At 71.6% G+C, this 16,408-nt stretch carries 22 protein-coding genes; 17 read left to right on the top strand and 5 right to left on the bottom strand.

Annotated elements, in window-relative coordinates:
- Positions 1-244 precede the first annotated feature (244 nt).
- Entirely contained in the window at positions 245-1,924 is a 1,680-nt protein-coding gene (locus CRM89_RS04640; RefSeq protein WP_098083308.1) for a hypothetical protein, read from the top strand.
- A 12-nt stretch (positions 1,925-1,936) separates the two neighbouring features.
- Here the strand turns inward: CRM89_RS04640 and CRM89_RS04645 are convergent, their stop codons facing one another.
- Both CRM89_RS04645 and CRM89_RS30760 read right to left on the bottom strand, forming a co-directional pair.
- Positions 1,937-2,920: an LLM class F420-dependent oxidoreductase gene (locus CRM89_RS04645; RefSeq protein ID WP_011208862.1), complete on the bottom strand. Its 984-nt coding sequence runs from the start codon at positions 2,918-2,920 to the stop codon at positions 1,937-1,939.
- Positions 2,921-3,026: 106 nt separating this feature from the next.
- Positions 3,027-3,578, bottom strand: coding sequence for an LppA family lipoprotein (locus tag CRM89_RS30760; protein WP_172964442.1), 552 nt, complete (start codon positions 3,576-3,578; stop codon positions 3,027-3,029).
- A gap of 294 nt (positions 3,579-3,872) precedes the next feature.
- Here CRM89_RS30760 and CRM89_RS04655 point away from each other — a divergent pair, with 294 nt between their 5' ends.
- Positions 3,873-4,355 (top strand): hypothetical protein, encoded by a 483-nt coding sequence (locus tag CRM89_RS04655; RefSeq protein ID WP_011208864.1) that lies wholly within the window; start codon positions 3,873-3,875, stop codon positions 4,353-4,355.
- Positions 4,356-4,401: 46 nt separating this feature from the next.
- On the opposite strand, the gene CRM89_RS04660 is transcribed toward CRM89_RS04655, so the two are convergent.
- Together CRM89_RS04660 and CRM89_RS04665 are read right to left on the bottom strand one after the other, a co-directional pair.
- Entirely contained in the window at positions 4,402-4,941 is a 540-nt protein-coding gene (locus CRM89_RS04660) for a hypothetical protein (RefSeq protein ID WP_098083311.1), read from the bottom strand.
- 144 nt (positions 4,942-5,085) lie between these two features.
- On the bottom strand, positions 5,086-5,523 hold the full coding sequence (locus CRM89_RS04665; RefSeq protein WP_228821703.1) for a DUF6098 family protein: 438 nt from the start codon (positions 5,521-5,523) through the stop codon (positions 5,086-5,088).
- Between the two features lie 165 nt (positions 5,524-5,688).
- On the opposite strand from CRM89_RS04665, the gene CRM89_RS04670 reads away from it, so the two are divergent.
- From CRM89_RS04670 to CRM89_RS04725, 12 genes are all read left to right on the top strand, one after another.
- Positions 5,689-6,267, top strand: coding sequence for an RNA polymerase sigma factor (locus CRM89_RS04670; RefSeq protein WP_011208867.1), 579 nt, complete (start codon positions 5,689-5,691; stop codon positions 6,265-6,267).
- A complete protein-coding gene (locus CRM89_RS04675) occupies positions 6,264-6,854 on the top strand; it encodes an Asp23/Gls24 family envelope stress response protein (protein WP_082668715.1) in 591 nt (196 codons plus the stop codon). Before CRM89_RS04670 ends, CRM89_RS04675 begins: the two co-directional genes overlap by 4 nt.
- On the top strand, positions 6,851-7,228 hold the full coding sequence (locus CRM89_RS04680) for an Asp23/Gls24 family envelope stress response protein (RefSeq protein ID WP_060591840.1): 378 nt from the start codon (positions 6,851-6,853) through the stop codon (positions 7,226-7,228). Before CRM89_RS04675 ends, CRM89_RS04680 begins: the two co-directional genes overlap by 4 nt.
- Complete coding sequence (locus CRM89_RS04685) at positions 7,225-7,539, top strand: hypothetical protein (RefSeq protein WP_086841380.1); 315 nt, start codon at positions 7,225-7,227, stop codon at positions 7,537-7,539. The genes CRM89_RS04680 and CRM89_RS04685 overlap by 4 nt, the downstream gene beginning before the upstream one ends.
- 105 nt (positions 7,540-7,644) lie before the next feature.
- Positions 7,645-8,130 (top strand): Asp23/Gls24 family envelope stress response protein, encoded by a 486-nt coding sequence (locus CRM89_RS04690; protein WP_060591837.1) that lies wholly within the window; start codon positions 7,645-7,647, stop codon positions 8,128-8,130.
- Positions 8,131-8,159: 29 nt separating this feature from the next.
- Positions 8,160-8,348: a hypothetical protein gene (locus CRM89_RS04695; protein WP_011208872.1), complete on the top strand. Its 189-nt coding sequence runs from the start codon at positions 8,160-8,162 to the stop codon at positions 8,346-8,348.
- The gene (locus CRM89_RS04700; RefSeq protein ID WP_060591834.1) at positions 8,345-8,692 is read left to right on the top strand and encodes an Asp23/Gls24 family envelope stress response protein; all 348 of its coding nucleotides are present in this window, start codon (positions 8,345-8,347) and stop codon (positions 8,690-8,692) included. Before CRM89_RS04695 ends, CRM89_RS04700 begins: the two co-directional genes overlap by 4 nt.
- Complete coding sequence (locus CRM89_RS04705) at positions 8,689-9,327, top strand: DUF6286 domain-containing protein (protein WP_086841379.1); 639 nt, start codon at positions 8,689-8,691, stop codon at positions 9,325-9,327. Before CRM89_RS04700 ends, CRM89_RS04705 begins: the two co-directional genes overlap by 4 nt.
- On the top strand, positions 9,324-9,896 hold the full coding sequence (locus CRM89_RS04710) for a hypothetical protein (RefSeq protein WP_011208875.1): 573 nt from the start codon (positions 9,324-9,326) through the stop codon (positions 9,894-9,896). The genes CRM89_RS04705 and CRM89_RS04710 overlap by 4 nt, the downstream gene beginning before the upstream one ends.
- Positions 9,897-9,978: 82 nt before the next feature.
- The gene (locus CRM89_RS04715) at positions 9,979-10,479 is read left to right on the top strand and encodes a hemerythrin domain-containing protein (protein ID WP_011208876.1); all 501 of its coding nucleotides are present in this window, start codon (positions 9,979-9,981) and stop codon (positions 10,477-10,479) included.
- 10 nt (positions 10,480-10,489) lie between these two features.
- Entirely contained in the window at positions 10,490-11,320 is an 831-nt protein-coding gene (locus CRM89_RS04720; RefSeq protein ID WP_076573483.1) for an SDR family oxidoreductase, read from the top strand.
- 49 nt (positions 11,321-11,369) lie between these two features.
- Positions 11,370-12,848 carry a DHA2 family efflux MFS transporter permease subunit gene (locus CRM89_RS04725; RefSeq protein WP_098083313.1) on the top strand — a complete coding sequence of 493 codons (1,479 nt, stop codon included), beginning with the start codon at positions 11,370-11,372 and terminating at the stop codon, positions 12,846-12,848.
- Between the two features lie 58 nt (positions 12,849-12,906).
- On the opposite strand, the gene CRM89_RS04730 is transcribed toward CRM89_RS04725, so the two are convergent.
- Positions 12,907-13,338 carry an SRPBCC family protein gene (locus CRM89_RS04730; RefSeq protein ID WP_011208879.1) on the bottom strand — a complete coding sequence of 144 codons (432 nt, stop codon included), beginning with the start codon at positions 13,336-13,338 and terminating at the stop codon, positions 12,907-12,909.
- A 121-nt stretch (positions 13,339-13,459) separates the two neighbouring features.
- Between CRM89_RS04730 and CRM89_RS04735 the strand changes: the two genes are divergently transcribed.
- From CRM89_RS04735 to CRM89_RS04745, 3 genes are all read left to right on the top strand, one after another.
- Entirely contained in the window at positions 13,460-14,659 is a 1,200-nt protein-coding gene (locus CRM89_RS04735) for an LLM class flavin-dependent oxidoreductase (protein ID WP_098083314.1), read from the top strand.
- Positions 14,656-15,366, top strand: a complete 711-nt coding sequence (locus CRM89_RS04740) for an FMN reductase (protein ID WP_098083315.1) — start codon at positions 14,656-14,658, stop codon at positions 15,364-15,366. The genes CRM89_RS04735 and CRM89_RS04740 overlap by 4 nt, the downstream gene beginning before the upstream one ends.
- A gap of 79 nt (positions 15,367-15,445) precedes the next feature.
- Positions 15,446-15,997: a YceI family protein gene (locus CRM89_RS04745; protein WP_011208882.1), complete on the top strand. Its 552-nt coding sequence runs from the start codon at positions 15,446-15,448 to the stop codon at positions 15,995-15,997.
- Positions 15,998-16,408 lie beyond the last annotated feature (411 nt).

Consider the following 16,408-nt stretch of genomic DNA (forward strand, 5'->3'; position numbering starts at 1 on the left):
TCGCGCGCGCCGAGCGGTGCCCGTCCCGGGATGTGCCGGGGCGGGCACCGCGCTGTCGTCGTGCTGTCGTCGTGCCTGGGAAAAGCGCGTCGTTCCCCCGTGTGTCGCGCGCGGCGCGCCGGGGAAGAGCGGAGCGGGAAAATCTATGGTTTTGCAGGCAACCGTGCATGGACTATGAATGTGGGGTGCTGTTCACACCCGTGATCACTTGTCTGCCATCGAAACTCCCCGGCGGGAGGTCGATATGACCGTCGAGCATCCGATCGAGGACGAGGTCACGCAGCTGGCGCGGCGGGTCGAGAAGGCCAGAGGCCGCCTGGCCTACCAGTTCGACCCGGCGCTCACCGAGGCGTTGTCGGAGGACGAGCTGCGTGCCGAACGCGAGCTGGCCGAACGCATTCGCGAGCAGGACCGGGAACAGCGCTGGAAAGAAGTGCAGGCCGCCGCGGTGGCCTCGGACCGGGCACGTCAAACCGCGGAAGAGATCGCGAAGGCCGACATGCGAGATCTGTTGCTCGCCCGCAAGGCGATCGCCGCGCAGCGGCGCGAATCCAGCCCGCACGCGAAACTCGCCTCGCTGTACCGGCATCGGTCCTGGTCGCTGCGCGCGCTCGCCGGTGTCGTCGCCGCAGGCATGCTCTGGTCGGCGGTCAACGTCCAGCACAACATCGCCCCGGGCGGGCCGGGCGATCCGCTGTACTGGTTCAGCTATCTGCTGGAAGGCATGATCAGCGTCTGTCTGATCATCATCATGATCGGCACCAACAAGGTGGCCGAATGGGGCGTGGTCGACAACCGCAAGCAGGTCGCCGCCGCCGAGATCGCGCTGCTGTCGCTGACGGTCGTGCTGAACACCTACCCGTATCTGCGGGCGGGGCAGTGGTACGAGGTCGGTGTGCACGCCATCGCGCCGGTGATGATCGGCGTCGCGTTGCTCATCCACGACGCCGCCAGCTCCCGCTACGGTCTGGCGATCTACCGGGCGACCGAGCAGGTGCGCGAGCTGCCCGACCCGGCCGAGCAGATCCGCAACAGCCTGCCCTCGCTGGTGGCGGTGCGCTCGCGCGGCCCGATCGAGATGGTGCCGCGGGTGGCGGCCGAGGCCGAGATCGCCGAGCAGGCCGACCCGGACGTGGACGGCCGCGTCGATCCCGAGACCGGTGAGCCGCTGGCCGCCGACGAGGCGCAGGAGGCACCGGCCGAGGGCGAACTCGTCGAGGCGGGCCACCGAGGCGAGCCCGCGGACGGGTCCGCCGCACCGGCGGCCGAGAAGTCGCGCCCGAAGACCGCCGCGCCCGAGAAGAAGGCGGCCACGCCGGCCGAGCCGACAGCTGCGGCGTCCACGAACGGCAGCGCCGCCACCCACGGCACCTCAGGCAAGGGCACCACCACCAACGGCACCCCCGCGAAGTCCGCCCCGGCCGCGGTGAAGACGCCGAAACCGGCTGCGCCCGCGACCAAGCCATTGAGCACGTCGGTGCCCGCGACCGCGCCGATTCCCACCGCGACCGGGAAAGCCGCGGCCGCGTCACCGAATCCGGCCCCGAACCGGGCGAAGACGATCGACGAGGCACTGGCTCCGGTCGGCCGCCCCGCGGTGCCCGGCCGGTCCGACAGCGCGATGACCGCCAAGGTCGTCGTGCCGCAGACCCCCGCGGCGGCCAAGGGCGATCCCTCGGTGCCGCCGCCGGTCGCCAAGGACAACCGGTCGCTGGCCAAGGACAGCCGCACCATGTCCTCGCGGAAGAGCAAGGAGCGCAGCGTGCCGCCGCCCGATCCGGACGGTGCCTACCACGAGGTGGTGCGGTCCTCGGGCATCTACGACACCGGCCAGTTCCGTATCGCCGAGGCGCTCGAGCAGGAGCTCGCCGAAATGGCCGAGGCGCGCCGCCGCGCCCGCAGCAGCAGGCAGCGCCTGAGCTGAGCGGGCGCCCGCTCAGCCGCGGTGCGCGGTGAGCGCCGTCGACTCGCGCAACGTCTCGCGCAACCGCGAGCCGTAGAAGTCGATGAAGCCGTACGGGTCCGGCCCCGCGTTCTGCAGGACGAGGTGGTCGAACCCGGCGTCGGTGAAGGTGCGCACGGCCTCGACGTAGCGATCCGGGTCGGTCCCGCAGGTGAAGTGCGCGCGGATGTCGTCCTCGCGCACGGTCGCGCTGGCCGCGGCGAAGTTCACCGGGTTGGGCAGTTCGCTCATCACCTTCCAGCCGGCGAGCGCCCAGCGGGTGGTCTCCAGCGCGGCCTGCGCGGCGGTGTGCTCGTCGGGCGCCCAGGCCACCGGCACCTCGGCGTAGCGCGGGCCGCTGCCGCCGTGCTCGTGGTACTCGCGGACGATCTCGGCATTCGGCTCGGTCGCGAAGAGCCCGTCGCCGAGATCGGCGGCCAGCCGCGCGGCCGCGGGTCCGCCCGCGGCCACCGCGATCACCGGGGGCGTCTCGGGCAGGTCGAAGATGCGGGCATCCGACAATTGCAGGTACTTGCCCTCGTAGGACCGGTAGCCGCCCTGCCAGAGCAGCCGGATGATCTCCAGCGCCTCGCGCAGCATCTCGTGGCGCACCCGCACCGAGTCGGGAAACTCCAGTCCCACCACATGTTCGTTGAGGCGTTCACCGGAGCCGATGCCGAGGGTGAAGCGGCCGTCGGAGATCAGCGCGGTGGTCGCGGCGGCCTGGGCCACGATGGCGGGGTGGTAGCGCAGCGTCGGGCAGGTGACGCCGGTGGCCAGGCCGATCCGTTCGGTGCGCGCGGCGATCGCGCCGAGCACGCTCCAGGCGAACGGGGAATGGCCCTGGTTGTCGAGCCAGGGATGGAAATGGTCACTGATCTCGACGAAGTCGAAGCCGGCCTGCTCGGCCGCCACGGCCTGCCGGATGAGGTCGTTCGGCCCGTAGCCCTCGGCCGCGAGCTTGTATCCGATGGGCATCGCTACCTCCTGAGCTGGTGTGCAGTCCCGGTCGGTCGCCCGGGACGCCGGGCGACCATGGAGCGCCTACCCGGGCCCCCGCCGGGCAAACAGCCACGGCGCGGCGTCAGGGACGGCGGCAGCCGGTGTTGGCGGTGATCGTCATCGAGTCCGGCCCGGCGAACACGGCCAGGTTCGTCTGGTTGTCCCAGTACGCACCGTCGGTGCCGTCGGCGTCGAGGTGGTAGTGCGGTGGCGTGCTGGTGTCGGGCCGCAGATCGACCGCTCCCGCGGCGGCAGCGAACTCGTGCGCGACGCGGCGGAACTCCGGCCAGGCCGACGCGGGAATGGAGCCCTCGGCGAGGTAGCGCGGCAAGACCACCCGCAGCCCGCCGACACTCGCGTACGGGCCGTGGCAAGGACCTTCGGCGCGTTCGCCGCTCCAGCTCCACCGCAACGCCGGGTTGTGTGCGCCGGCCGCGGCGGCGATGTGCTCGACGGCCGTGCGCAGCGACTGTTCGGCCTCGGCCGCGCGCGGCAGTGCCGCCACCTCGTCGGCGGCGCGCGCGATCTGCTCCGGCGACGGCGGCGGCGGCGGATCACCGAACAGGGTCGCGCAACCCGGGACGGCGGCCACGACGACGGCGACGGCGAGCGCGCGGCGTAGACGGCCGGGCATGGAGTCCTCCCCGAGCGCCCGCACGGGCGGCGAGCGCGCTTCGGCGGCAAGCCTATTCGGTGGCCGCCCGCGCCGGTGCCGATCGCGGCATCCGGCCAGGTGGTGGCTGCTCTGGACAGGGCAGGCCGACTTGGCTACGTTGATGCCGCGTTGGTGATGCCGCGTTCGATGCAGGGGCGTGTTCCGGTCCCGGGGGTGTGGGTTCGGTACCGGGTGTGTTTCGACGCGGCGGGTGGTTCGAGGCGGTTCGATGGGTGGGCAGGACAGGCGCTGGCGAACAGGGAGGACGCGAACGTGGTGACCATCGCGCAACTGCGGGCGGTGCTGGCGATCCTGCGGGTGGACCCGCAGGAGTCGGTCGCGGCGCATCGCGATCCGGCGTCCGAGCAGGCCGAACTCGTCGGCCTGCTGCACCGGGTGGTGTCGGGGGAGTTGCGGCAGGTGCTCACCGCCGACCCGGCCCACCCGCTCGCCGAGGTCGGTGCGGTGCTCGACGAAAGCCCCACCGAACAGGTGTGTTTCGAGGCGTGCCTGTTGCACGATCACATCGACGCGCTCGCCGGGGCGGCCACCGCCGACCCGGCGCCGGTGCTGCTCGACGCCGCCGCCAGGTCGGCCGATGCCGCCGCCGCACTGCTGGCGCTGAGCCGCAGGCCCGCGGGGGAACTGGCCGATGGCTGGTGGCAGCGGGCACTCACCGATCTCGGCGAGGCCTATCACCTCATCAACGACGAGTACGTCGGCCGATCCAACACCGTCACCGCCCCCTTGCGCTGATCGCCGGCGTCCGTGCGTGCGGACGCCGGCGATCCCGGTGGCCGTGCTAGGGGGTGGCGAAGCCGATCAGGGCGCCGATCCCCGCGCCGATCGGCACGGTGACCAGTGCGCCGACGCCACCGAGGAAGAACCCGAACACCGCGCCGATTCCGGCGCCGATGAGCGCCCCGACGCCGGCGTTGTGCTGCTTGCGGGCCAGTGTCTCGTCCTGGTCGACGAAGCTGGCCAGCCGCTCGCTCGCCGCGGGCGCGCCGACGGGGGTGAGGGTGAGCGTGCGGCCCGCGTCGCTGATCCGCGGGGACAGGGTGACCGCGGCGCCGTCGACCTGCACCGTGGCCGGTACCGCGGCGACCGGCAGGCCCGCGGCGTCGGTGAGGACGACGGCATCGCCGACCGCGCGGAACGTGCCGGAGTCGAGGCGGGTGACCAGACCGGTGCCGTCCGTGGTCGGGCCCGCGGTGAAGCCGATGCCCTGTTCCACCCCGGCGATCTCGGGTGCGGCGGGCGCGGCGTGCACGGTGCCCGCGGCGAAGGTGGTGGCCCCGATGGCGAGCAGGGTGGTTGCGGCGAATCGATGGACTCTCATCGTGTGATCCCTACGTGTTTCGTGCGGGCAAGAGTCGATCGGGAAAGACGAGCTGCGGATGTCCCCCCGTCGGCGGCCGACGCGCGGCCCCTTCCATTCTCGCTCGCGAAACCCCCGCCACCGCAAGGTTTTCCACAAGAAATCTCAGTCCGAGGTGGAGTCCCGGCCCACGTGGAACCGCTCGCCGTAGACCCGTTCGGCCTCCGCCAGCGCCGCCTCGCTCACCCGGGCAATCGGTGTCATATCGGCCACCAGCGGCTCGTGGTCTGGTCCGCGCCCTACCACGCGACCGATCAGCAACCAGGGAAACCGGCCGTGCGCGGCGCCGAGTTCGGCGTATTTGCACAGCCGGCGCGCCACCCAGTCCCGGTCGGGTCGCGGCCACCACGGTTCCGGTGTCACGGTCGTCACCGACCACCCGGGCAACTCGACCTCGGCCTCGAAATCGCGGCTGGGACCGCTGCGCGCGTCGGCCGCGGGCCCGCGCGAGTAGCGCAGGAACACCGAATCGTGCGCGCGTGCGATCTCGGTCACCTCGTCGAGGGTGTCGATGCTCGGCAGGGAATCCTCGTCGATCGCCATGTCCGGGAGGTTAACCAGCGCCCGGTGCGGTAATCGGTCCTGGCGGGGACGACACGCGCGCACCCCGCCCGCGAACGGCACTCGCTGAGACGACCGTCACGCGATAATCGCCGTGACGTTCTCGCAGCCCGCGGTGTCCCACCCATGAGCGGCGGAGGAGGTGCGGTGACCACGACCGATGCGGTTGTTCACGACACGGGGTCCACGACGCCCGACGAGGTGACGCTGGTCGAGCGCGCCAAGGACGGTGATGTGCGGGCCTACGAGCAATTGGTGCTGCGGTACCAGAACCAGATGTTCCGGCTGGCGTTGCGCATGCTCGGCGACCGCGCCGACGCCGAGGACGCGGTGCAGGAGGTCTTCCTCGGCGCGTGGCGCAGGCTGAGCCAATTGCAGGACTCGGCCGCGTTCGTCGGCTGGCTGTACCGGATGACGACGAACCGGTGCCTGAACGTGATCCGCGCCCGCCGCCCCACCGCCGACGTGGACCCCGATACCGCCGAGTCGCCGCGCACCGACACCAGACCCGACCACGCCGCCCAGGTGAATTCGCAGCTGGCGGCACTGAACCAGGCCCTGCAACGGCTCACGCCGGAACAACGCGCGTGCTGGCTGCTGCGGGAAGTCGACGGACTGTCCTACGAGGAGATCGCCACGATCGTCGAGACGAACACGACCGCCGTACGCGGCCGCATAGCCCGGGCACGCGCCCAACTCGCGGAGGTGATGAAGCCGTGGCGGTGAACGACACGACCGAACAGAATTATGTGTTGCCGTGCGGCCGCGACATCGAACAGGTGTGGGAGCGGTTGGACATGGTGCGCGCGGGCTTCGGTGACGAGCACGACATGACCTGCGAGTACTGCCGCGGCGCGCGGGAGAGCCTGCTCGCCCTGCGCGCGGCCACCGCGGAACTGATCGAGGAGCCCACCGCGCCGCCACCGGACCTGGTCACCCGGATCATGTCCGCGGTACGGGCCGAGGCGCGGCGCGGGCGCACCCTGCGGTTGGCCACCGACCAGCCGGGTGCGGTGGAGGTGAGCGAGCAGGCCGTCGCCGCGGTCCTGCGCTACGCCGCCGACACCGTGCCCGGCGTGCGCGCCCGGCACTGCGCGGTGCGGGAACTGGGCGCCGAGCCGGACGGAACGCGCCGGGTGACGGTGGAGCTGTCCATCGCCGTGCGCTTCCCGGCCACCGAGGTCGGCCGGGTGCTGCCCGCGGTGCGCGAGCGGGTGCGCACGGCGTTGGCCGCGCGGACCGGGCTGGTGGCCGAACGCATCGACGTGGTCGTCGCCGACGTGTTCGACGAGTCGCCGCGGGAGGGCCGATGAGCACGCCGCCGGGGACCGTGCTGGTGGTCGAGCCCGCCGTGGTGGCGGCGGTGGCGGCGCGTGCGGCTGCCGCCGTCCCCGGGGTACGCAGACTGGAACCGGGGGTGCGCGGACTGGTGGGGTCGGTGCTGCGCGCCGGTCGGCAGCGGCTCGCCGGCGCCGACCCCGCCCGCGCCGATGGCGTCCGCGTGCGGCGCACCAACGACGGCGGCGTGCGGGTCGCGGTGGACCTGGTGGTCACCGCCGACGCCGACGTCGCGGCGGTGGGCCGTGCCGTGCAGCGCGAGATCACCCGCGTCGTCGCCGAACAGACCGGCGAGGACGTCGGCGAGGTCGCGGTGCTCGTGCTCGACATCGAGCCGGAGGCGCGATGATCGACGAGGAGACCAGGGACAAGATCGTGGCCGCGGTCGGCGGCGTGTCCGGGCTGCGGCCCGCGACCCCGCTCGGCGCGGGCGACCCGGCCTGGTGGCCGTGGGACACCCGCCGCTACGCCGTCGATCTCGGCCCGACCACGGTGGAGGTCAGGGTGATCGCCGCGGCGCTGCCGTTGCCGCCGCTGCTGAACCTCGCCGCCGAGGCGGTGCGCGGCGTCCTGCACGGCACCCGCTGGGAGAACGCCGCGGTGCGCCTGGTGGTGACCGAACTCGACGCCGCCGCCTTCGCCGACGACCAGGGCGGGTGACCTCGCTCACCCGATTTCCACCGTGAGCATACCGCCCGTGCCGGTGTCGAAAGGAGTACAGGACCGGCGACAACCGCTGTATCCGAAGGAAACTCAGGAGGAACGATGACCACTGCGACACCCTCGAAGTCCACCGGCGAGAACAGCGCCCCCGCCAAGACCACGGCCGAAACCGCGCCCAAGCGCAACGACCTGGTCACCGATCAGGGCAGCACCACCATCGCCGACGTCGTCGTGCAGAAGGTCGCCGGCCTGGCCGCCCGCGAGGTGCGCGGCGTCCACGCGCTCGGCGGCGGCGCGGCCCGTGCCTTCAGCGCCATCCGTGACCGCATCCCCGGCGCCTCGGCCAGCATCGGCCAGGGCGTCTCGGTCGAGGTGGGCGAGACCCAGGCCGCGGTCGACCTGGAGATCGTCGTCGAATACGGCGTGGCCATCGCGGAACTGGCGCGCACGGTGCGCCGCAACGTGATCACCGCGATCGAGCAGATGACCGGCCTCGAGGTGGTCGAGGTCAACATCCACGTCAACGACGTGCACATCCCCGGCGACGACGAGGACGAGACCGACGCCGCGCCGAGCCGGGTCCGCTGAGCGGCCGGGGCCGCGGAGAGGAGACCGGTGTGAACGCGACAACGCTGTGCCTGGCCGTGGGTCTGGCGCTCGGATTCGCCGTCGCCTTCGGGGGTTTCGGCGCCTTCGCCATCGTCTTGGTGTTCGCGCTGCTCGGCCTGGTGGTCGGCCGCTGGCTCGACGGCGAGCTGGACGTGGCGGGCCTGGTGCGCACCGCCCAGCGTCGGAGCGGGCGATGACGGCGGTGACCGCCGCGGCCGATCCGGTGGACCCGGCGGCGGACCTGCCCGGCGTCACCGTCGTGGCCGACCGCGTGGTGCGCAAGATCGCGGCGCGGGCGGCGCGCGAGGTCGAGGGCGTCGAGCCCGATGTCGACGTGGCGGTGCGCGTGCTCGGCGACCGCGCCACCCTCGACGTGCGGCTGGCGGTGGGCTACCCGCGCCCGGTGGGCCGGACCAGCGACAGCTGCCGCGCGCATCTGATCCGCCGCACCGGCGAACTCACCGGGCTCACCGTCGACCGGGTGGACATCGTGGTGAACCGGCTGGTGCGTCCGGCCGAGACGGCCGGGAGGGTGCGATGATCCGCAGGCCGCGCCGCACGCTGCCCGCCGTGATCGTCGCGCTGGTGCTGCTGGCGCTGTCGGTCGGCGCGATCGTGTGGGCGGTGCAGCGGCTGGCCGGTGCGCGCGAGTTCGTGTCCTACCAGCGGGTGGCGACCGAACTGCACGGCCGGACCTGGGACGACGTGCCCGTCCTCGTGACCGGGGTGGTCCTCGCCGCGCTCGGCCTCGTGCTGCTGGTGCTGGCGATCTGGCCCGGCCGCGCGGTGGTGGTGCCGCTGGCCGGCGACGACGGGCTGCGCGGCGGCGTCACCCGGCGCGGACTCGGCACCGCGCTGCGGGCCTCGGCGACCACGGTCGGCGGGGTGTCCGCCGCGCGGATCCGGGTGCGGCGCAAGGCCGTCAAGGCCCGCATCCGCACCGACCGGGCCCGCTCCGAGGGGCTGGCCGAGGCGGTGTGCGAGCGGCTGACCACCCGGGTGCAGGAGATCGGCCCGCAGTCGGTGCGCAAGGTGAAGGCGTCGGTGCACGGCGGTCGGCGCGCGAAGGCCGAGGGACGCCGGGGCGCGAAGGGACAGCTCGGGGCGGAACCCGCCGCGCCGCAGCCGTCGGCCGCGCCCGAAACGGTCGAGGTGACCGGAAGGGGAGTGTCGTGAGCGGAATCAACCGCCCGGCCGGGACGAACCGGACCCTGCTCGGGCTGACCGGTGCGGTGCTGGTGGCCGCGGGTGCGCTGCTGATCGCCGCGCACTTCGGCCGCCTGGCCGCCGCAGGCCGCGACGAACCGCTGGTCCCCGGCACCGGCGCGCCGCCCACCTGGGTGCTGGTGATCGTGATCGCCGCGGGGTTGCTGGCGGCGCTGCTGTGCCTGCGCTGGTTGCTGGCCCAGGCGTTCCGGATGCCCAAGGCACGGGCGTGGGAGATCGGCACCGCCACCGGCGCCGGCGTCACCACCCTCGACACCCGCACCGCCGCGGCGCCGGTCGCCGACGACATCGAGACCTATCCCGGGGTGCGCTCGGCCTCGGCCTGGCTCACCGGCACCGGCACCGAGCCGGAACTGCATCTCGTGGTCACCGCCGAACCGACCGCCGACATCGCCGAGCTGCGGCGGCGGATTCTCGGACACGCGGTGGCGCGGCTGCGCGAGGCACTGGAGGTGAGCACCGTGCCGGTGACGCTGGAGCTGCGCTTCGACGACGGCAGGCGCGGGCTGGCGCGCTAGCGTCCCGGCGCGACCGCAGGTTTCGGACCTCGCCCGGCGGGAATGTCCGCCACGACGGTCGAACCGAATCCGAGGAGTCGCCATGAGCACCGATGCCATCGTGTTGCTGCGGGAGGATCACAAGGAGATCCGGAAACTGTTCCGCGAGTTCGAGAAAGCGGGAGACGACGCCAACGCCACCAAGGGCCGGGTGGTCGACAAGATCATCGAGGCGCTCACCGTGCACACCTACATCGAGAACGAGTGCATGTACCCGGAGGTGCGCAAGCTGGTGCCCGAACTCACCGACGACATTCTCGAGTCCTACGAGGAGCACCACGTGGCCGATCTGCTCGTCATGGAGCTGGCCACCATGAAGCCCGAGGACGAGCACTTCACCGCCAAGACCACGGTGCTGATCGAGAACGTCGACCACCACATCGACGAGGAGGAGCACGAGTGGTTCCCCAAGGTCCGGGAGCGGCTGGGGCGCAAGCAACTCCAGGAGATCGGCGCGCGGATGCTGGAGCTTAAGAAGAAGGCGCCGCACTCGCCCGCGCAGCCCTCGGCCCTGAAGAAGGCCGTCGACGCGGTCATCAGCTGAGGAGGCCGCCGTGCCGACCATCGCACCCCTTCCCCATGAACGCACCGGCGCGCCGTTGCGCGCGGTGGTGACCGGCTCGGACTCCGGCATCGGCAAGGCCGTCGCGGTGGCGTTGGCCGCGGGCGGCGGCGTCGACGTCGGCGTCACCTACCACCGCGACGCCGAGGGTGCCGAACGCACCGCCGAACAGGTCCGCGAGCGCGGTGCGAGCGCGGCCGTCCGGCAGCTCGACCTCACCGACCTGCCCACCGCGGCCGCCGTCATCGACGACATCGCCGAGGAGCTGGGCGGGCTCGACCTGCTGGTGAACTGCGCGGGCACCGGGTCGGCCGAGAAGGTCATGGACATGGACTTCGACACCTGGCGCCGGGTGCTCTCGGTGGATCTGGACGGCGCCTTCCTGTGCGCGCAGCGCGCGGCCAAGCACATGATCCGGGGTGGCCGGGGCGGCCGGATCATCAACATCACCAGCGTGCACGAGCACGCGCCCAAGGTCGGCGCCGCACCCTACTGTGCGGCCAAGGCCGGGCTGGGCGCGCTCACCAAGGTGCTCGCTCTGGAGCTGGCCGAGTACGACATCACCGTCAACTCGGTGGCGCCCGGCGAGATCTCCACCCCGATGACCGGCCAGGAGGACGTGGACCCGCGCGAACAGCCGCGTCCGGGTGTGCCGCTGGGCAGGCCGGGACACGCCGAGGAGGTCGCCGCGGTGGTCGCCTTCCTCGCCACCCCCGCGGCCGGCTACGTCACCGGCGCCTCGTTCGTGGTGGACGGCGGCATGCTCCTGATGGGCCCGCAGGCCAGCAGCATGCTGCCCGACGAGCAGTGGCGGGAGGTCTGAGCGCGGATATCGGGTGGTCACGGACGCGCGAACGTGGCACCCTTAAGCGGTGACAGAACCTCCACATACGCAGGCGGCACAGCCTGATCCCGCCGCGGACAAACTCGACGCAGGGGTGTACAAGGTCGCGGGCGTGGTCGTGCTCGGCGCGATCATGTCGATCCTCGACGTCACCGTCGTGACCGTCGCCCTGCCCACTTTCATCACCGAATTCGAGACGACCTACGCGATCGCCGCGTGGACCATGACGGGGTACACGCTGGCGCTGGCCACCGTCATCCCGATCACCGGCTGGGCGGCGGACAGGTTCGGCACCAAACGCCTCTACCTGATGGCGTTGACCTTCTTCGTGCTCGGCTCGCTGCTGTGCAGCGTGGCCTGGAACATCGAGTCGCTGATCGCCTTCCGCGTGATCCAGGGCCTGGGCGGCGGCATGCTCATGCCGCTCGGCATGACGATCATGACGCACGCGGCGGGCCCGCAGCGCATCGGCCGGGTCATGGCCGTGCTCGGCGTGCCGATGCTGCTCGGCCCGATCACCGGCCCGATCCTGGGCGGCTGGCTGATCGACGCGTTCAGCTGGCACTGGATCTTCCTGATCAACCTGCCGATCGGCATCGTGTCACTGGTGCTGGCCTACCTGGTGCTGCCCGCGGACGAACCGCAGCCCTCGGAGTCCTTCGACTTCCTGGGCATGCTGCTGGCCTCGCCGGGCCTGGCGCTGTTCCTCTACGGCGTGTCGACCATTCCGGAGACCGGCACGGTCGCCGACGCGAAGGTGCTGGTCCCGGCCGCCATCGGCGTCCTGCTGCTGGTGGGCTTCGTGTTCCACGCGCTGCGCACCGAGCACCCGCTCATCGATCTGCACCTGTTCCGCAACCGCGCGCTGACCTTCTCGGTGCTCACGATGGTGCTGTTCGCCATCGCGTTCTTCGGCGCCGGCCTGCTGCTGCCCAGTTACCTGCAGCAGGTGCGGGGTGAGTCGGCCATGGCCGCGGGCCTGCTGATGGCGCCGCAGGGCATCGGCGCGATGTTGACCATGCCGATCGCCGGGCGCTTCGTCGACCGGATCGGACCGGGCAAGATCGTCATGGTCGGCATCGCCGTCATCACGGTGTCGATGGTGTTCTTCGTCCAGCTCACCGACCAGACCTCCTACGTGGCGTTGTGCGCCGCGCTGTTCGTCATGGGCCTGGGCATGGGCTGCACGATGATGCCGATCATGACCGCCGCCATCCAGACGCTGACCCACCAGCAGGTGGCCCGCGGCTCGACGCTGATGAACATCATCAACCAGACCGCCGGTTCCATCGGCACGGCGACGATGTCGGTGGTGCTGTCCAACGAGATGAAGGACCGGTCGGGACCGGCCGGTCTGCCCGGCCCCGCCGAGGCGGCCGAGGCCTTCAGCAACACCTATGTGGTGGCGCTGGTGCTGGCCGGGCTGACCCTCATCCCGGCGTTCTTCCTGCCGCGCACCCGGCCCGCCGCGACCCAGGACGCGGACGCGCCGATGCTCGTGCACTGAGCGCCGCCGACGCCGATCGCCGGTCCCGGTTCGTCCGTGGCCGGCGATCGGCGTTTCATCAGCCGTAGAGCGCGACGAATTTCTCCAGCGACCGCTCGATGTCGCCGCGTACGGCCTTGGCGACCCCGGCGCCGATCGGGCCGAACAGGGGCGCGCCGCCCAGTTCGAGGTCGACGCTCACCTGCGAGCCGGTGCCCGTGGGGGCGACCAGCAGGCCGAGGGTGAATTTGGTGCCGCCCTTGCCCGAACCCTTCAACACCAGCCGGTTCGGCGGTTCGGCGGTCTGCACCGTCCAGGTGACGCGGTTGCGCAGGCCCTTCACCGTCGCCACCCCGACCAGTGTGGTGCCCGGGGTCAGTTCGGTGGGCACCTCGCCGCGCCAGGCCTCGTGCATGGTCAGCCACTTGTCCAGGCCGGCCAGGTCGGAGGTGTGCGTCCACGCCTGCTCCGGGCTGATCGGGACGTCGGCGGAGACCTTCAGCTTTGCCATTCGCGCATGGTATCCGGCGGCTTCCGGTGGCGCCCGCCACGGGAACGGGTGCGGGGAATAGACGGGAGGAGGCCCCGGTTGGTATGGTTGCCAAGTCAACCAACGAGCCCGAGGAGGCCTCGTGCAGTTCGGAATCTTCTCCGTCGGTGATGTCACCACGGACCCGACGACCGGTCGGACCCCCACCGAGGCCGAACGCATCAAGGCGATCGTGCGGATCGCGCAGAAGGCCGAGGAGGTCGGACTCGACGTCTTCGCCACCGGCGAGCACCACAACCCGCCGTTCGTGCCGTCCTCGCCGACCACCATGCTCGGCTACATCGCCGGCACCACCGAGCGCATCCAGCTGTCCACCGCGACCACGCTGATCACGACCAACGACCCGGTCAAGATCGCCGAGGACTTCGCGATGCTGCAGCACCTGGCCGACGGCCGGGTGGACCTCATGCTCGGCCGCGGCAACACCGGCCCGGTCTACCCGTGGTTCGGCAAGGACATCCGCGACGGCATCGCGCTCGCCATCGAGAACTACCACCTGCTGCACCGGCTCTGGCGGGAGGACGTGGTGGACTGGCAGGGCAAGTTCCGCACCCCGCTGCAGTCGTTCACCTCGACCCCGCGCCCGCTCGACGACGTGCCGCCCTTCGTCTGGCACGGCTCGATCCGCAGCCCGGAGATCGCCGAGCAGGCCGCCTACTACGGTGACGGCTTCTTCGCCAACAACATCTTCTGGCCGAAGGAGCACTTCCAGCGGTTGATCGCGCTGTACCGGCGCCGCTACGAGCACTACGGGCACGGCTCGGCCGACCAGGCCATCGTCGGCCTGGGCGGGCAGGTGTTCATGCGCAAGAACTCCCAGGACGCGGTCCGCGAGTTCCGGCCGTACTTCGACAACGCGCCGGTCTACGGGCACGGGCCCTCGCTCGAGGAGTTCACCGAGCAGACCCCGCTCACCGTCGGCAGCCCGCAGCAGGTCATCGACAAGACGCTGACCTTCCGGGAGTACTTCGGCGACTACCAGCGCCAGCTGTTCCTGATGGACCATGCCGGCCTGCCGCTGAAGACCGTGCTCGAGCAGCTCGACCTGCTGGGCGAGGAGGTCGTGCCGGTGCTGCGCAAGGAGTTCGCCGCCCGCCGCCCCGCGCACGTGCCCGACGCCCCCACCCACGCCGCGCTGGTCGCCGCCCGCCGGGCGCGGGCCGACGAGATTCAGGCCGACGCTGCTCAGCCCGACGGGGTTCAGGCCCACGAGGCTCAGGCCGACGAGGTTCAGGCCGACGCTGTTCAGGCCGACGAGCAGAGGCAGGAGGTGCGGTCGTGACCGACACCCGAATCGCGGTGATCTCGGCCGGGCTGTCCCAGCCCTCGTCGACCCGCCTGCTGGCCGACCGGCTCGCCGCGGCCACCGCCCGCTCGCTCACCGAGCGGGCACGCGAGGCGGAGGTCGCCGGGCCGGGGTTCACCGACGCGGAGTTCACCGGCGCGGGGTCCAGCGACGCGGAGTTCACCGGCGCGGAGTTCACCGTGATCGAACTGCGCGACCACGCGCACGACCTGGCGAACAACCTGGTCACCGGGTTCCCCTCGCCCGCACTGCGCGAGGTGACCGAGGCGGTGACCACGGCGAGCGGTCTGATCGCGGTGACGCCGATCTTCAACGCCTCCTACAGCGGCCTGTTCAAGACCTTCTTCGACGTACTGGAACCGGACTCGCTGACCGGGATGCCGGTGCTGCTCGGCGCCACCGGCGGCACCGAACGGCATTCACTCGCGCTCGAGCACGCGCTGCGGCCGATGTTCGCCTACCTGCGCTCGATCGTCGTGCCGACGGCCGTCTACGCGGCCTCGGCCGACTGGGGCGGCGGCGACGCCGGGGAAGGACTGGACCGGCGCATCGATCGCGCGGCCGGGGAACTGGCCGAGCTGGTGGCTGGACGGGTGGGCGCCCGGTCCGCCGATCCCGACCCCGCCGATCCCTACGAGGAAACCGTTCCCTTCGAAGACCTGCTGGCCGGCCGCCTCGGCTGACCGGCACCCCGTCGGGGCACCGCCCACGGGGCTCCCGACCACCCCACTAGTTGAAATTTCTACCACTGGAGGACACGACATGACCACCGGAATCGCCAAGGGACTGACCGCGGGCACCTGGGTCATCGACCCCGCCCACTCGACCGTCGGCTTCTCGGTCCGGCACCTGATGGTGAGCAAGGTCCGCGGCCGCTTCACCGACTTCGACGGCAAGCTCGTCATCGGTGCGGACGGCACCGCCTCGGCCGAGGCCGCCATCCGCGTCGACTCGGTCACCACCGACAACGAGCAGCGCGACGCGCACCTGCGCACCGCCGACTTCTTCCACGCCGCCGAATTCCCGGAGATGACCTTCAAGTCGACCGGCTTCCGCGTCGACGGGGAGAACTTCGTGGTGGACGGCGAATTCACCGTCCGCGGCAACACCAAGCCGGTCTCGCTGGACGTCGAGTTCCTCGGGGTCAACCCGGGCATGGGCCAGGGTGAGGTCGCCGGGTTCGAGGCCAAGACCGTGGTGAGCCGCCGCGACTTCGGGCTCGACATCGACATGCCGCTGCCCGACGGTGGCGCGGTGATCGGCGACAAGATCACGCTGACCCTCGAGGTCGAGGTCGTCAAGCAGGCGAGCTGATCGCCGGCGACGCCGCGATACCGACCGGCCCGTCCACCCGCTGCCGTGGGTGGACGGGCCGTTGTCGTCTCCGGGGGCGTTGCCGGTCGGCTGCGGGACCGGCGTGTCGCGGCGGCGGGTCCGGCTCGGCGTCTGGGGGCCGTGACGCCGTACGGCCCTCGGACCAGCTGTTTTCCACGGGCAGGTACGTGCGGGGCGGGCAAATCCGATGCCGGTCAGCAGGTTACGTCGAGACCGCGCCGTAATACTGCTAATGTTGGCGCGTCGTCGGGTTCCGGTCCGGTCGGGATACCCCGTCCGGACGGCGGTCGTGGTCTGGATCGCCTGTCCCGCAGGCACAGTGAGGTGAGCGGTGAGCCTCCGTGCCGCCCCGGGCCGTTGAACCCTCCGGCAGGAAACCGATCCGATCGA

The organism is Nocardia sp. FDAARGOS_372 (assembly GCF_002554515.1).
Classification (GTDB): domain Bacteria; phylum Actinomycetota; class Actinomycetes; order Mycobacteriales; family Mycobacteriaceae; genus Nocardia; species Nocardia farcinica.

Coding starts and splice junctions, on each gene's coding strand:
- CRM89_RS04730 (WP_011208879.1), bottom strand. CDS start 13,338: ATGGCAAAGCTGAAGGTCTCCGCCGACGTCCCGATCAGCCCGGAGCAG.
- CRM89_RS04680 (WP_060591840.1), top strand. CDS start 6,851: ATGAGCACGCCGCCGGGGACCGTGCTGGTGGTCGAGCCCGCCGTGGTG.
- CRM89_RS04690 (WP_060591837.1), top strand. CDS start 7,645: ATGACCACTGCGACACCCTCGAAGTCCACCGGCGAGAACAGCGCCCCC.
- CRM89_RS30760 (WP_172964442.1), bottom strand. CDS start 3,578: ATGCCCGGCCGTCTACGCCGCGCGCTCGCCGTCGCCGTCGTCGTGGCC.
- CRM89_RS04665 (WP_228821703.1), bottom strand. CDS start 5,523: ATGGCGATCGACGAGGATTCCCTGCCGAGCATCGACACCCTCGACGAG.
- CRM89_RS04640 (WP_098083308.1), top strand. CDS start 245: ATGACCGTCGAGCATCCGATCGAGGACGAGGTCACGCAGCTGGCGCGG.
- CRM89_RS04700 (WP_060591834.1), top strand. CDS start 8,345: ATGACGGCGGTGACCGCCGCGGCCGATCCGGTGGACCCGGCGGCGGAC.
- CRM89_RS04705 (WP_086841379.1), top strand. CDS start 8,689: ATGATCCGCAGGCCGCGCCGCACGCTGCCCGCCGTGATCGTCGCGCTG.
- CRM89_RS04645 (WP_011208862.1), bottom strand. CDS start 2,920: ATGCCCATCGGATACAAGCTCGCGGCCGAGGGCTACGGGCCGAACGAC.
- CRM89_RS04685 (WP_086841380.1), top strand. CDS start 7,225: ATGATCGACGAGGAGACCAGGGACAAGATCGTGGCCGCGGTCGGCGGC.
- CRM89_RS04660 (WP_098083311.1), bottom strand. CDS start 4,941: ATGAGAGTCCATCGATTCGCCGCAACCACCCTGCTCGCCATCGGGGCC.
- CRM89_RS04715 (WP_011208876.1), top strand. CDS start 9,979: ATGAGCACCGATGCCATCGTGTTGCTGCGGGAGGATCACAAGGAGATC.
- CRM89_RS04745 (WP_011208882.1), top strand. CDS start 15,446: ATGACCACCGGAATCGCCAAGGGACTGACCGCGGGCACCTGGGTCATC.